Annotated in this window: 12 protein-coding genes and 1 tRNA gene; 5 read left to right on the top strand and 8 right to left on the bottom strand. The window is 51.7% G+C overall.

Features of this window, described 5'->3' with window-relative positions; genetic code table 11:
* Positions 1-3 precede the first annotated feature (3 nt).
* From GA0061070_RS13385 to aspA, 6 genes are all read right to left on the bottom strand, one after another.
* A tRNA-Phe gene (locus tag GA0061070_RS13385) sits at positions 4-79 on the bottom strand.
* 105 nt (positions 80-184) lie between these two features.
* The gene (locus GA0061070_RS13380) at positions 185-760 is read right to left on the bottom strand and encodes a transcriptional regulator (protein ID WP_090136594.1); all 576 of its coding nucleotides are present in this window, start codon (positions 758-760) and stop codon (positions 185-187) included.
* A 47-nt stretch (positions 761-807) separates the two neighbouring features.
* Complete coding sequence (locus GA0061070_RS13375; protein ID WP_090136593.1) at positions 808-2511, bottom strand: protein-disulfide reductase DsbD; 1704 nt, start codon at positions 2509-2511, stop codon at positions 808-810.
* The gene (gene cutA, locus GA0061070_RS13370; RefSeq protein WP_090136592.1) at positions 2487-2810 is read right to left on the bottom strand and encodes a divalent cation tolerance protein CutA; all 324 of its coding nucleotides are present in this window, start codon (positions 2808-2810) and stop codon (positions 2487-2489) included. Before cutA ends, GA0061070_RS13375 begins: the two co-directional genes overlap by 25 nt.
* An 85-nt stretch (positions 2811-2895) precedes the next feature.
* A complete protein-coding gene (locus GA0061070_RS13365) occupies positions 2896-4197 on the bottom strand; it encodes an anaerobic C4-dicarboxylate transporter (RefSeq protein ID WP_090136591.1) in 1302 nt (433 codons plus the stop codon).
* A 113-nt stretch (positions 4198-4310) separates the two neighbouring features.
* On the bottom strand, positions 4311-5747 hold the full coding sequence (aspA, locus tag GA0061070_RS13360; RefSeq protein WP_090136590.1) for an aspartate ammonia-lyase: 1437 nt from the start codon (positions 5745-5747) through the stop codon (positions 4311-4313).
* A gap of 338 nt (positions 5748-6085) precedes the next feature.
* On the opposite strand from aspA, the gene GA0061070_RS13355 reads away from it, so the two are divergent.
* The gene (locus GA0061070_RS13355; RefSeq protein WP_208598172.1) at positions 6086-6556 is read left to right on the top strand and encodes an FxsA family protein; all 471 of its coding nucleotides are present in this window, start codon (positions 6086-6088) and stop codon (positions 6554-6556) included.
* 88 nt (positions 6557-6644) lie between these two features.
* Here GA0061070_RS13355 and yjeH read toward each other — a convergent pair whose 3' ends face one another.
* Positions 6645-7901, bottom strand: a complete 1257-nt coding sequence (gene yjeH, locus GA0061070_RS13350) for an L-methionine/branched-chain amino acid transporter (RefSeq protein ID WP_090136589.1) — start codon at positions 7899-7901, stop codon at positions 6645-6647.
* Positions 7902-8153: 252 nt separating this feature from the next.
* On the opposite strand from yjeH, the gene GA0061070_RS13340 reads away from it, so the two are divergent.
* The 4 genes from GA0061070_RS13340 (at position 8154) to GA0061070_RS13325 (ending at position 13581) form a co-directional block, all read left to right on the top strand.
* Positions 8154-8447: a co-chaperone GroES gene (locus tag GA0061070_RS13340; protein WP_090136587.1), complete on the top strand. Its 294-nt coding sequence runs from the start codon at positions 8154-8156 to the stop codon at positions 8445-8447.
* Positions 8448-8486: 39 nt separating this feature from the next.
* Positions 8487-10133 (top strand): chaperonin GroEL, encoded by a 1647-nt coding sequence (groL, locus tag GA0061070_RS13335; protein WP_090136586.1) that lies wholly within the window; start codon positions 8487-8489, stop codon positions 10131-10133.
* A 1169-nt stretch (positions 10134-11302) separates the two neighbouring features.
* Positions 11303-11659 (top strand): DUF4156 domain-containing protein, encoded by a 357-nt coding sequence (locus tag GA0061070_RS13330; RefSeq protein ID WP_007372711.1) that lies wholly within the window; start codon positions 11303-11305, stop codon positions 11657-11659.
* Positions 11660-12072: 413 nt separating this feature from the next.
* Positions 12073-13581, top strand: coding sequence for a methyl-accepting chemotaxis protein (locus GA0061070_RS13325; RefSeq protein ID WP_279616092.1), 1509 nt, complete (start codon positions 12073-12075; stop codon positions 13579-13581).
* A gap of 42 nt (positions 13582-13623) precedes the next feature.
* Here GA0061070_RS13325 and epmB read toward each other — a convergent pair whose 3' ends face one another.
* On the bottom strand, positions 13624-14652 hold the full coding sequence (gene epmB / locus GA0061070_RS13320) for an EF-P beta-lysylation protein EpmB (protein WP_090136584.1): 1029 nt from the start codon (positions 14650-14652) through the stop codon (positions 13624-13626).
* Positions 14653-14660 lie beyond the last annotated feature (8 nt).

Genomic DNA, 14660 nt, shown 5'->3' with positions numbered 1-14660 from the left:
AAGTGGTGCCCGGACTCGGAATCGAACCAAGGACACGGGGATTTTCAATCCCCTGCTCTACCGACTGAGCTATCCGGGCAACGGGGCGCATTAAACCCTAATCGTCTTAAGGCGTCAACCTTATTTCAAAAAATGCTATCCGGTTGCTCAAGTTTGCGGCAAAAAGGGTAATTGTGCAGCGAAATCAGGTTAACGCGCCGCCCTGACGGCAACAGGCGAAACGCAGAATATCTTCCGCCAGCCGCTGCGCCGTATCGACATCGGCCTGGCTGCGATTAACCAGCATCCGGCTCAGACAACCTTCCAGCACCAGCTCCATCTGCTTAGCCACCATTGTCGGATCGTCAACTTCCAGCTGCGTTAGCAACTGATGTGTATAGTCGTAGGCGTCACGCTTTTGCTGAGCCGCCAGTTGATGGATTGGGTGTCCAGGATCGGGAAAGAAAGTACACGCGGCGATAAACAAACAGCCGGGATAGCGGTTGTTGCTGACGCATTCAGTTAACGCTCCGTAGCGCGCCAGCAGCTTCTGCTCATGAGTCAGTGTCTCATCCAGCAGTAGCTGTCTGCGCCAGACATCAACCTGCTGGCTCAGATAACGCAGCGCGTCATAGAGCAGGGCTTCTTTATCCGGCCAGAAACGGCGCAACTCATTGAGGGGATAGTCAATGCGATCGGCAACCATTTCAAGAGTGGTTTCGGCAATCCCTTTTAGCTCAAGTAATTGCAAAGTCTGGCTCAAAACATCTTCGCGTTGCACGGTGCTGTCCTCCGTTATCTGAAGCTAGCTCACCCAAACAGTGTTGTTTAAGGGGTGAGATTGCGCAAATGCGCGGCAAAGGTTGCCGCATTCATAAAACCGGTCACCCGGTTAGCGGGCTGCTCGACGCCTTGCGCGTCAAAAAAGAGGATTGTCGGCAGACCAAGCACATTCAACTGGCGCAGCAGCGCGGCATCCTGCGCGTTGTTCGCCGTCACGTTGGCCTGCAATAACACGCTCTCTTTCAGCGACGCCTGCACTTGCGGGTCACTGAAGGTGTACCTCTCGAACTCTTTACAGGCTACGCACCAATCTGCATAAAGATCCAGCATTACCGGCCGACCTTTTGCCTGCGCCAGTGCTTTGTTCAGATCATCAACGGTCTGGATTGGGGTAAATACCAGCGGTGAGTGCGCCTGTACTGTGGGCACGTCAAATACCCAGTCCTGCAACGGACGAGCACACACCAGTGCAGCGCCGAGCAGAGCAATTTGCACGACACCTATTGCCGGGCGCGTCACATGGAGGCTGGCAATGAACGCCCAGGCAAAAAACGCCAGACCCAGCAGCGACCACAGCCGCAATCCCCATGTATCGCCCAGCACGCGCTCCAGCAGGAAGACGGGCAGGGCGAGGATGACGAAACCAAAGGCGATTTTGACCTGCTCCATCCACGGCCCGCTTTTTGGCAGCAGTCTATTGCCGAACACCGTTACCAGGATCAGGGGTAAACCCATTCCTAGTGCATAAAGATAAAGTGTGCCGCCGCCGAGCCATAGATTACCACTCTGGGCGATATAGAGCAGAATGGCACTCAGTGGCGCAGTGGTGCAGGGTGAACAAATCAGCCCCGCTATTGCGCCCATGGCGAACACGCCGCCAGGCGAGCCGCCCTGCTGGCGGTTACTCCACAGCGTTAAACGGGTTTGCAGTGCGGACGGCAGTTGTAGGGTAAACAGGCCGAACATCGACAGCGCCAGCAGGCTAAAGAGCACAGAGAGCCCAATCAGCACGTAAGGATGTTGTAATGCTGCCTGAAATGATAACCCGGCAGCGGCAACGGCCAGCCCCAGCGCGGTGTACGTCAGCGCCATTCCCTGTACGTAGATAAACGCCAGCAGCAGTGCGCGCGTGGTGGACAGGCGCTGTTTGCCGCCCAGAACAATGCCGGAAATCAGCGGATACATCGGCAGTACGCAAGGGGTAAACGCGATACCAATACCGATAAGTAGCGCCCAGAGTGCAGAAAAAGGCAGCGAGGCCGCAGGAGTGTTGTTTGCTGTAACCGACTTTGCTGCGGGTGCTGGCGCGGTGGCCTGCGCGGCGGTAACCTCCATCAGCGGCACGACTTTGGTTTCAGGCGGATAGCAAAATCCGGCGTCCGCACAACCCTGATAAGTCACCGTCAGCGTCGCACCTTTCGTCGCCTGCGTAACTTCAATCGGTAGCGTGAGCTGCTGGCGGTAGATCTCACTTTTGCCGTAGAACTCATCTTCATGCGTCTCCCCGTCTGGCAACGCCAGTGTGCCAATGCGGGCCTGATCCGGGGTGACGCGAATCTGTTGGCGGTAAAGGTAGTAACCCTCTTTCACCTGCCAGTTGAGCGTAAGGTCGTGCTGATGCTGCTGAAAATCAAAAACAAACGCCTGGTCGGCAGGGACAAAACTGGAACGACCTGGCGCGTCGAATAAGCCGGCAAAGGCGGATGTGCTGCACAGCAGCAGGATCAGTGTAAGGATGCGTTGAGCCATGAGAGGTAATCGTAATCTCCGTGGGTAACGGGCAAAGCCAGTAGTTCTGGGGTCTGGTACGGGTGGTGTGATTTAATGCAGGCGAAAAGATCTTCCAGATGCGCAACGTCAGTTTTCAGCAGTAGCTGGACTTCGTACTCCTGCTCCAGTTTACCTTCCCAGTAATACATCGATGTTGCACCCGGCAGAATAGTGACACAGGCGGCAAGCTTATCGGCCAGCACTTTGGCGGCCAGATCCTGGGCAGTAGCTTCATCCGGGGCAGTACAGAGTACAACAACGGCATCAGGCGTGTTCATCGTCAACCTCGTAGCAGAGAAAGTACCGACTATACCACGCTGAAGAAAAGAATCGGGCCGCCGGGCGACCCGATTTTAAGGACTTTTACAACAGAACACCGCCAAAGATGAAGCCCAGAATGACGCACAGAGTAATGGCGATCACGCCAGGAATAAGGAACGGGTGGTTAAACACTAACCTGCCGATGCGCGTTGAGCCGGTATCGTCCATCTCTACCGCCGCCAGCAGCGTAGGGTAAGTGGGCAATACAAACAGCGCGGAGACCGCTGCAAACGATGCAATGGCGGTCAACGGTGAAACGCCCAGCAGCAGCGCGGCAGGCATTAGCGCTTTGGTAGTTGCCGCCTGCGAGTAGAGCAGTGTCGAGGCGAAAAACAGTACTACCGCCAGCAGCCACGGATAGTTATGCAATAAGTCACCGGCAACCACCTGGATATCTTCAATATGGTGCTTCACAAACGTATCACCCAGCCAGGCGACACCCAGCACGCAGATACAGGCGCTCATACCCGATTTAAACGTACTGGCGTTCAGCACTTCGCTGGTATCGATTTTGCAGGTCAGCGAAATCAGAGTCGCGATGGTCAGCATGAACACTACAATCGCTTCGTTACGCGGCAGTACCGGGTGGGTGATCAGCCCTACGGTTGGGCTGATTGCAGTGGCGTACAGCATCACCGCAACAATGCCAATCAGGAACAGCAGCACCGAGCGTTTAGCGTGGGGTTTCAGGTCAAATACCTGGTTACCGCGCAGCCTTACTTCACCTTTCGCCAGACGCTCCTGGTACACAGGATCGTCTTTCAGTTCGCAGCCGAGGAAGTTACACACCACGGCGGTGATCATCACGGCAATCAGCGTGACAGGAATACAGATCGCCAGCAGCGTCAGGTAACTGACACCCAGCGGTTCAAGGATACCGGCAAAAAAGACCACGGCGGCAGAAATAGGCGAGGCTGTGATAGCGATTTGTGAGGCGACCACGGCAATCGACAACGGACGCGACGGGCGAATTCCTTGCTCTTTCGCCACTTCGGTAATCACCGGCAGTGTGGAGAATGCCGTGTGCCCGGTTCCGGCAAGAATAGTCATAAACCAGGTGACCAGCGGCGCAAGAAAGGTGATGTACTTCGGATGGCTACGCAGTATGCGTTCAGCCAGGCTCACCAGATAATCCATGCCGCCCGCCACCTGCATCGCGGCGATAGCAGCAATAACGGCCATGATAATTTCGATGACGTCAAAGGGAATGGCGCCTGGTGGGATTTGAAAGAACAAGGTCAGGATGAGAACGCCAAGGCCACCCGCAAACCCAATGCCGATACTGCCAAGCCGGGCGCCCAGGTAGATGGCTAATAAGACGAGGACAAGCTCTGCTGCAAACATAGTTGGCTTCCTTGTTTACCTAAGTGATATCGGATTGTTATATTTTAGTTACTGCCCATAAGAAAAAAGGCACGTCGCGAGTGACGTGCCTTTTGTTGGTCTATCCACCGGAATTACTGTTCGCTTTCATCGGTGTAGCGCTTCGCTTTATAAGCCGGGTGCATAAGGTTCTGGGCGGAGAAAATATCATCCAGTTCCGCTTCCGTCAGCAGTCCTCGCTCCAGCACCACTTCCCGTACGCTTTTCCCCGTTTCGGCGCAAACCTTGCCGACGATATCGCCGTTGTGATGGCCGATAAATGGGTTGAGGTAGGTTACGATGCCGATAGAGTTATAGACGTAGCCTTCACACACTGCCTTGTTGGCCGTGATGCCGTTGACGCATTTTTCCAGCAGGTTGTAGCAGGCGTTGGTGAGAATATGGATCGACTCAAACATTGCCTGGCCAATCACTGGCTCCATCACGTTCAACTGCAACTGGCCCGCTTCGGAGGCCATGGTGACGGTGGTATCGTTGCCAATCACTTTAAAGCACACCTGATTTACCACTTCCGGCACCACCGGGTTGACTTTGGCTGGCATGATCGACGAACCCGCCTGCAACTCCGGCAGGTTAATTTCATTCAGCCCGGCGCGCGGCCCGGAGGAGAGCAGACGCAGGTCATTACAAATTTTGGAGAGTTTCACCGCCAGACGTTTCAGCGAGCTGTGTACCATCACGTACGCGCCGCAGTCGGAGGTGGCTTCAATCAGATCTTCCGCTGGAACGACTGGCAAGTTGCTCACTTCCGCCAGTTTCTGCACCGCCAGGTGCTGATAGCCATCCGGCGTATTGAGGCGAGTACCAATGGCGGTAGCGCCGAGGTTCACTTCCAGCAGCAATTCAGCGGTGCGCAGCAGGTTTTTAGTCTCTTCAATCAGCAGCACATTGAAGGCATGGAATTCCTGACCGAGTGTCATCGGCACTGCATCCTGCAACTGGGTGCGGCCCATTTTCAGGATATCCTTGAACTCTACGGCTTTGTTCTCAAAACCTTCACCGAGTTGTTTGATGGCATCAATCAGCTTAACGATGGAGGCATACACTGCGATGCGGAACCCGGTAGGGTAGGCATCGTTCGTGGACTGGCATTTGTTAACATGATCGTTCGGGTTGAGGAACTGGTAGTCGCCTTTCTGGTGGCCCATCAGCTCAAGCCCGATATTGGCCAGCACTTCGTTGGTGTTCATGTTGACGGACGTACCCGCGCCGCCCTGATAAACGTCTATCGGGAATTGATCCATGCATTTGCCCTTGTTCAGGACTTCATCACATGCGGCAACGATAGCGTTCGCGATATTTTTAGGAATAGTTTGCAGTTCTTTGTTCGCCAGAGCTGCCGCTTTTTTTACCATTACCATGCCACGGACAAATTCAGGGATGTCGCTGATTTTGCTGTTGCTGATATAAAAGTTTTCAATCGCTCTCAGAGTATGCACGCCATAATAGGCATCCGCTGGCACTTCCCTGGTACCTAACAAATCTTCTTCGATACGAATGTTGTTTAACATGTGAACCTTCTTTTGCAAGCTACGAATGAATACACCAAACACATAGTATTTATGTGGATATGTGTCTTTTTCGACCGACGATTATGCCCTTAATCGGTCGGATGCCCGAGATTATATGCTGGGTATGGCCAAATGCCGTAATCTCGATCACTTATTATCCTCGCGAATGCATCATTATTAATAATATGTGAAATGTGTCACCGCTTCGTAACAGACAAAACTTTACATCGCGATGGAAATTGAATTTTTTCGATCTGCCGCCATCTCAGGATTATGCGATTCGCAAACCCTTACTGACAGACGCCACAGGGCGTCTGTTTTTTTCACAGGAGAAGCCAGTGCGCTGGATACCGTTTGTTGCTTTTTTCTTATACGTCTACATCGAGATATCGATTTTTATTCAGGTTGCTCATGTTTTTGGCGTCCTGATGACGCTCATCCTCGTGCTCTTTACCTCAGTGATTGGTATGTCGCTGGTGCGTAACCAGGGCTTTAAGAATTTCATGTTGATGCAGCAAAAAATGGCGGCAGGTGAAAGCCCGGCAGCGGAGATGATCAAAAGCGTATCGCTGATCATTTCTGGTCTGTTGCTGGTGCTGCCGGGGTTTTTTACCGACTTCCTCGGCCTGCTGCTGCTGTTGCCGCCAGTGCAAAAACACCTGACGCTGAAGCTAATGCCGCATCTGCGCTTTTCGCGGATGTCGGGCGACGGCTTTTCGACGGGAGGAGATACGGGCCAGACATTTGAAGGCGAGTATCAGCGCAAAGACGATCAGCGTAATCGGCTGGACAATAAAGACGACCACTAACGTTGATACCCGGCACCCTGGAGTGACCACGTCCGGTGGACGGTTTCTGTCCTCACGGTGAGGTCTTTTCGAAGGCCGCCGGGCTTTTTTACGGCTGCACGGGGCGGATCGTTGTGGTGCGGCGCTTCGGCAGCAACAGCCACAGCGCGGCCAGCATGATCACCGCGTACAAACTCTTCCAGCCAGGGATTACCAGCAGTAACAGGCACAGTGCGCTGCCGATTATCGCCAGCGCTTTATAGCGCCCCTTCAGCAAGCGGCAACCTGCCAGCATGCACAGCAGGTAAATCATGATAAAAATTCCGTTGGCGTAGATAATCAGCGTATCCAGATTAATGCTGAAAGCGTAGATGGCGATAGTGCATACCATGCAGCAAAACAGCACGGCGTTGAGCGCATTCACTGGCAACTGGCGTTTAGAGAGCTTTGCCAGCGCGCTCTCGGGCTTATATGCCGCCTGCGACCACACCAGCCGGGCAAAGCTCTGGATATAAATGTTCAGACTGGCGAAGCAGGCCAGATAGCCAATAATGCAGGCTATCCATAGCGCCTGTTTACCGAACAGTTCAACAACGATCGCCGGAAGCGATGCCGCTGCGCTGAGCGTGCGCCAGACATCAAAGTGCAGCACTACCACGGTACAGGCCCAGTAGACCGAACCCGCCAGCAGTAGGCCAATCATCAGCGCACGCGGGAAATCCCGCTCCGGGTTTTTGAATTCCGAAGCCAGATGGGCGAAAGCCTCCAGACCGACGAAACACCAGAACATTACCGCCAGGGATGCTGACATCAAGGAAACCGACACCTGCGGTAGCGGCGGGAAAGGAATATCGCGGAAGGTGATGCCTCCACGCCACCAGATAGAGACGATTAATGCCACAATCAGCCCGGCGATAAGCGACTGCAAATTAGCGCTGGAACCTGCGCCGCGCGTGCCGATAAACCAAATCAGCATCAGCGTGCCAAGCTCAGCCATGAGTAATAGCGGCCCTTGCCAGCCAAACATGCCTTGCCAGAAGCCTGCGGCAATATGCAAGGCAGCCGGTAACCCGACCGGGATCACCGAGAGAAATAGCCAGCCGGTGACCCGCTCGAGCCGCGGGCCAAACGCCAGACCGACAAAGTGGGCGACGCCACCCGCGCTGGGGAAATGACGGCCAAGTAACGCAAACACAATCGCCACCGGGAATACCAGTAAAATGAGCACCGGCCATGCCCACAGGCTGCTGTCGCCTGCCGCCAGCGCTGCCAGCGCGGGTACGGCGAATACACCAGTGCCGAGCAAAGATGTTGATAACAACCCAATGCCCTGCGCCAGCCCCAGCTCCTGTTTTAATTCACTCATTGTCGTTGTCTGTTGGTCATCAGGTGCACTGATGTTATCACAATCGGTTTTACTTATGGCTGCGCCAGCGTCTGCCAGCAATAGTGGGATCTTCCCGGTTTAGTGGATAAGTGCGATTTCATAAATTTTTTTTGTTGTTCCCCCTTGAAGGGAGAAATAGCTAACCCCATCTCTCTGGTCACCAGCCGGAGAACCGTTTGCGGCCCGGCGCTATCCATAACTGATAAAGACTTTCTCAAAGGAGAGCTATCAATGAGTATTCGTCCGTTACATGATCGTGTGATCGTCAAACGTAAAGAAGTTGAATCCAAATCTGCTGGCGGCATCGTTCTGACTGGTTCTGCAGCAGGTAAATCAACTCGTGGCGAAATCATCGCTGTCGGTAAGGGCCGCATCCTGGAAAACGGTACCGTTCAACCACTGGACGTGAAAGTGGGCGATATCGTGATTTTCAACGATGGTTACGGTGTGAAAGTTGAAAAGATCGACAACGAAGAAGTGCTGATCATGTCCGAAAGTGACATCCTGGCAATTGTTGAAGCGTAACAACGCGCGCGAACCTGAACGAATTTAAGGAAAGAGAAAATGGCAGCTAAAGACGTAAAATTCGGTAACGACGCCCGTGTAAAAATGCTGCGCGGCGTAAACGTTCTGGCAGATGCAGTGAAAGTTACCCTCGGTCCGAAAGGCCGTAATGTGGTTCTGGATAAATCTTTCGGTGCACCGACCATCACCAAAGATGGTGTTTCCGTAGCACGTGAAATCGAACTGGAAGACAAGTTCGAAAACATGGGCGCGCAAATGGTGAAAGAAGTAGCTTCCAAAGCGAACGACGCTGCGGGCGACGGTACCACCACCGCAACCGTCCTGGCGCAGGCAATCATTACTGAAGGTCTGAAAGCCGTTGCTGCGGGCATGAACCCGATGGATCTGAAACGTGGTATCGACAAAGCTGTCGCTGCTGCGGTTGAAGAACTGAAAGCACTGTCTGTACCGTGCTCTGATTCTAAAGCTATCGCTCAGGTAGGTACTATCTCCGCAAACTCCGACGAAACCGTGGGTAAACTGATTGCGGAAGCGATGGATAAAGTCGGTAAAGAAGGCGTGATCACCGTTGAAGACGGTACTGGTCTGCAGGACGAACTGGACGTGGTTGAAGGTATGCAGTTCGACCGTGGCTACCTGTCTCCTTACTTCATCAATAAGCCGGAAACTGGCGCAGTAGAACTGGAAAGCCCGTTCATCCTGCTGGCTGATAAAAAAGTCTCCAACATCCGCGAAATGCTGCCGGTTCTGGAAGCCGTTGCGAAAGCAGGCAAACCGCTGGTGATCATCGCTGAAGACGTTGAGGGCGAAGCGCTGGCAACGCTGGTGGTTAACACCATGCGCGGCATCGTGAAAGTCGCGGCTGTTAAAGCACCGGGCTTCGGCGATCGTCGTAAAGCTATGCTGCAGGACATTGCAACCCTGACCGGTGGTACCGTGATTTCTGAAGAAATCGGTATGGAACTGGAAAAAGCCACCCTGGAAGATCTGGGCCAGGCTAAACGCGTTGTGATCAACAAAGACACCACCACCATTATTGATGGCGTGGGTGAAGAAGCTGCAATCCAGGGTCGGGTAAACCAGATTCGTCAGCAGATCGAAGAAGCGACGTCCGATTACGATCGTGAAAAACTGCAGGAGCGCGTAGCTAAACTGGCTGGCGGCGTTGCCGTTATCAAAGTTGGCGCAGCAACTGAAGTTGAAATGAAAGAGAAAAAAGCACGCGTTGAAGATGCGCTGCACGCGACCCGTGCTGCCGTTGAAGAAGGCGTGGTTGCTGGCGGTGGCGTTGCACTGATCCGCGTAGCAAGCAAAATTGCTGAGCTGAAAGGCCAGAACGAAGATCAGAACGTCGGTATCAAAGTTGCGCTGCGCGCAATGGAAGCACCGCTGCGTCAGATCGTGCTGAACTGCGGCGAAGAGCCGTCTGTCGTGGCAAACACTGTAAAAGCTGGCGACGGCAACTACGGTTACAACGCAGCGACCGAAGAGTACGGCAACATGATCGACATGGGTATCCTGGATCCGACCAAAGTGACCCGTTCTGCTCTGCAGTACGCGGCGTCCGTTGCTGGCCTGATGATCACTACCGAGTGCATGGTAACCGACCTGCCGAAAAGCGATGCGCCTGATTTAGGTGCTGCTGGCGGTATGGGTGGCATGGGCGGTATGGGTGGCATGATGTAATTGCTGCCGGACGCGCGAACAGGGCGACCTGTCGCGGGTTCAACAAAAATAAAGGAGCGGGCATTGCCCGCTCTTTTTTTCTGCTTTGCCCATGAATGCGCATCAAACTATATCGACAACGCTAAGTATTTTACCGTTTCTGCATATTCGCGGTGCGTCTGCCTTTGCTCTATTATTGGCTAATCCTTTATTGACAACAATATCTATATTCGTGCTAAGAAAAAATCGTGTTCTGGGAATTTTTTAATAACTTGAATACCTAATCAGAAATTAGATCACATTCTAAGTGACAGCAAAATATTTTATTCGAAATATTATTTGATAAATGCTGGCCATCTTTACACTGATCTGCTTTCAAGATATCATCGTATGTTAAGGTTTTTCCTTTATTCTCAATGAGAAGGTCAACAATCTACTGCTGGTTCGAGTCAGCGTTAAATGGCTTCTCTCCCTTTTAACTTAATTATTCCAGATAATGTCATCGGTGAGTCTGGTGTGAATTTTGCAATTAATGAGAAGTATCATAGCTGTACCTTGTGTAATGATACTTATTATGGTTTTAGTTATCCTGCGCTAATGAATTAGTTAATAATCTTAGTTATCATAAAGTATTGCAATGGTGGTGTTCTGGTTTTAATCAATATTTTATTGATAGTTCTGTTCAAGTAATTATTAAGATGATGTCAGGTTGTCTTTTTAGTATATATTATCAATGATTTTCCTGTACCGATGGGTTAATCGGATTATTATGAGGACGATGTTTTTAACATGCTACGGTTTGCAGGTTCAGACGATGTGCTTGTTATTTTTTTCTTCGTTACCAGGCATATTATTTTATTGTCAATTATTGGTTGATATATAATCACTCAACACGCTGTATTCATCTCCGGGTTCTGTTTGAGGCGATAAGCGCTGGCGGTGAGAAAAAGGCGCAACACTGTGTGGGAAACGTAAACCTCAACCAGCACGGCTACGTTGAAGCGCCGCCAGTCAGAAAGCCTGTCAGCATTGTTACTTCTTCAGTCTTACCGTCTGCGATCGCTTTTGCTGCAATTATTTTCCGCGATTTGTGCGGCTTATGCTGAGTATGTTTTTCTTTTAGTCATCTTTTTAGTATAAGGTTTACACACGGGCGGCATGCGTCCAGCTCATTGATTATGGGGAATAACATGTACGTAAAACGTTTGGCTGGGATTATGGGCGGTGTGCTGCTGTTAGCGGGTTGCAGCAGCAGTAGTAGTGAACTAAGCGCCGCAGGGCAAGGCGTACGCTTTGTGGAAGATAAACCGGGTGCACAGTGCCAGTATCTTGGCACCGCCACCGGCTCGCAGAGCAACTGGCTCTCTGGCCAGCATGGTGAAGAGGGTGGCTCAATGCGCGCTGCGGCGAATGCGTTGCGCAACCAGGCGGCGGCGATGGGCGGCAACGTTCTTTATAACGTTTCCAGCCCGACACAGGGTTTCTTATCCAGTTTTGTCCCGACCGCCAGCGAAATGAATGCGCAGGTCTATAAATGCCCTAACTAAGTTGTTGCCGGGGGCTCCCGCTCATGCTGGCGGGAGTCTGTTAATCGATTCATTCCATTATTTATTCCACTTCTCCTGACCCTTTTTTCATAAGTGTTGTCATTTAATCCGTTTTGAATGTTAAGTTTTATTAATATTAAACAATATTTCCTGTTTCTTTGCGAAGAAGATACCGCGATCACTAAAGTATGCGGTTTTATTGTCGATATTGTTGGCAGGACGCAAAAATAAAAGGACTTTAAAATAGAGTGCTTTTGGCGGTTGTGAAGAGGGTCGGAGAGTCGATGAATATTACAAAAAAGCTATTGCTTGCATTTTCGTTATTAATCTTGAGTTTGATTGGAACAAACCTTATCGCTGTTTTTTCGTTATCGAAAATTGGTAACGCGCAGGATTATTTTCAGGTAAATATCTTGCCGAGCCTTGACACCATGAACAGAGAGATGCTACAGGTCACCAGCATCCGTAGCCAGCTTTATCTACACGGTCTGATGCAAGACGCTGCTGGTATGAATGAAGTACAACAAAAAGCGTTAAAAATATATGATGAATTATACGCCCTGCATCAACATTATTTGAAAGAACTTGTTTCCGATCAGCATGATCTTGATTTGACGAATAAAACGTTAGGTGATTTAGAAAAATTCCGCACGGTGATGGATCAATATTTTAAAATATCAGGTGTTAACGACCGTGATGGTGTCGTTAAAGCCATGCACTCTGGGGGATTGGTTGCGAGTAGTATCACTCAATTGGTCAGTGATTTTGACGATCAAATTGCTTATAACACCTCGCTGGTGACTGCGGCCAACAGTAATAATAGTTTGTTGATTTCTCGCTCAATGACGTTATCTCTGGTTGCCACGCTGGCGGCAACGCTTATTCTGGGGCTGTTTGGTTTATTCACTGTGTTGAATATCAAACGTCGTCTGAATGAGATGAAAGACGGGATGGTCAGCATCAGCGAAAAACTGGATCTCAGCCATGCATTACCAACGGGGCGTCTGGACGAGATTGGCCAGGCTGTTGGGGCATTCAACCTGCTGATTGGACGGGTCGCGGAATCACTGACCATGGTGCGCAGCGCTTCCAGTTCGGTGAATACCGCCGCCAATGAGATTGCCCTCGGTAATAATGAACTTTCTGCTCGTACCGAACAGCAATCGGCCGCCGTGGTGGAAACGGCGGCGAGCATGGAAGAGTTGAGTTCGACGGTGAAACAGAACGCACAGAATGCGCATCAGGCCAGTCAGTTAGCCACGACAGCGTCAGATACGGCGGAAAAAGGCGGCACCGTTGTGAGTGTGGCGGTGAATCGCATGAAGGATATTATCGAAAGCTCGAAGCGCATTTCCGAAATCACCTCTGTGATTAATGGCATTGCCTTTCAAACCAACATCCTGGCACTTAACGCAGCCGTTGAAGCAGCCAGAGCGGGCGAGCAGGGGCGTGGTTTTGCTGTAGTAGCAGGCGAGGTGCGAAATCTGGCACAGCGTAGCGCCCAGGCAGCCAAAGAGATTGAAACCCTGATCCATGAGTCGGTTAACTATATCGAAGAAGGTTCCCGGCAGGTCGACCTGGCGGGAGAAACGATGAGCGGCATTGTACACTCCGTGCAGCAGGTTAAAGATTTAATGCAGGAGATCGCCGCTGCGTCCGATGAGCAAAACCGTGGTATCTCGCAGATTGCCCAGGCGATGTCGGAAATGGATACTACCACGCAGCAGAACGCCGCGCTGGTACAGGAGTCTTCTGCCGCTGCCGGTAGCCTTGAAGAGCAGGCAAACAAACTGCAACAACTGGTTGATGTGTTCCGCTTACCAGGGCAACAACTGGAGAAAGTGAAAAAGTCGATCGGGAAAATACATCAACCAAAACAGTCTGTTGCCACTACGGGACAGGATGGTTGGGAGACGTTTTAAACGGCAATGACGAGCCTGCAAAGGCTCGTCATTATTTCCGCCTTAGCTTTGGCGCAATTGCAGATCCAGCGGCGTCTTACTGGGTTCGCCGCCAATCTCGCGGGCAAGTTTCGGCACCATATAGCCGGAAACCAGCGTCAGAAGCTCGCGCATAATCAAACGCGCTTCGTCATCACTCACTATAAAGTGGGCAGCGCCCTGAACTTTATCCAGCACGTGCAAATAGTAGGGCATCACTCCCGCATCAAATAACGCATTACTCAACTCCGCCAGCGTTTGCGCATTATCATTCACACCACGTAGCAGCACGCTTTGATTCAGTAAAGTGACGCCCGCCTGGCGCAATGCGGTCATCGCCGCGCGGAAGTCATCGCCTATCTCCTGGGCGTGGTTAATATGATTGACCAGCAAAATTTGCAGAGATGAACGGGCGAAACGTGCGACCAGCGTATCGGTGATGCGAGCTGGGATCACAATCGGCAGGCGGCTGTGAATACGCAGACGTTTAATGTGTGGAATGGCTTCCAGCTGTTCCAGCAGCCAGTCCAGCTCATGATCTTTCGCCATTAGCGGATCGCCGCCGGAAAAGATGATTTCATCCAGCTCCGGATGCGCTGCAATATAGTCCAGCGCGCCTTGCCAGTTACGCTTGTTGCCCTGATTTTCCGCGTAGGGGAAGTGGCGACGAAAGCAGTATCGGCAGTTCACAGCGCAGCCGCCTTTCACCAGCAGCAGGGCTCGATTACTGTATTTATGCAGTAATCCAGGCACTACGCTACTCTGCTCTTCCAGTGGATCGGTGGTGAAACCCGGCGCTGCGATAAATTCCTGCGGTGTGGTGATCACCTGGCGCAACAGCGGATCGTTGGGGTTGCCAGGCTGCATGCGCGCGGCAAAGGATCGCGGCACGCGTAGGGGAAACAGGCGTTTTGCCTCACGGCCTGCGGTTAAATTTTCATCGGTGTCTATCTTTAAAAGACGTAACAGTTCGTCCGGATCGGTTATTACATCGGCAAGTTGCATTAACCAATCTTCTCTGGACGGGGTATTTAGGGTTACAATATGCGCCATTTTGTGGC

The sequence above is a fragment of the Kosakonia oryziphila genome, from assembly GCF_900094795.1.
Classification (GTDB): Bacteria; Pseudomonadota; Gammaproteobacteria; order Enterobacterales; family Enterobacteriaceae; genus Kosakonia; species Kosakonia oryziphila.
Note: the sequence above shows the minus strand (reverse complement) of the source record. Positions and strands in the feature narration are given on the sequence as shown.

Coding starts and splice junctions, on each gene's coding strand:
- GA0061070_RS13375 (WP_090136593.1), bottom strand. CDS start 2,511: ATGGCTCAACGCATCCTTACACTGATCCTGCTGCTGTGCAGCACATCC.
- GA0061070_RS13365 (WP_090136591.1), bottom strand. CDS start 4,197: ATGTTTGCAGCAGAGCTTGTCCTCGTCTTATTAGCCATCTACCTGGGC.
- groL (WP_090136586.1), top strand. CDS start 8,487: ATGGCAGCTAAAGACGTAAAATTCGGTAACGACGCCCGTGTAAAAATG.
- cutA (WP_090136592.1), bottom strand. CDS start 2,810: ATGAACACGCCTGATGCCGTTGTTGTACTCTGTACTGCCCCGGATGAA.
- yjeH (WP_090136589.1), bottom strand. CDS start 7,901: ATGAGTGAATTAAAACAGGAGCTGGGGCTGGCGCAGGGCATTGGGTTG.
- epmB (WP_090136584.1), bottom strand. CDS start 14,652: ATGGCGCATATTGTAACCCTAAATACCCCGTCCAGAGAAGATTGGTTA.
- aspA (WP_090136590.1), bottom strand. CDS start 5,747: ATGTTAAACAACATTCGTATCGAAGAAGATTTGTTAGGTACCAGGGAA.
- GA0061070_RS13330 (WP_007372711.1), top strand. CDS start 11,303: ATGTACGTAAAACGTTTGGCTGGGATTATGGGCGGTGTGCTGCTGTTA.
- GA0061070_RS13340 (WP_090136587.1), top strand. CDS start 8,154: ATGAGTATTCGTCCGTTACATGATCGTGTGATCGTCAAACGTAAAGAA.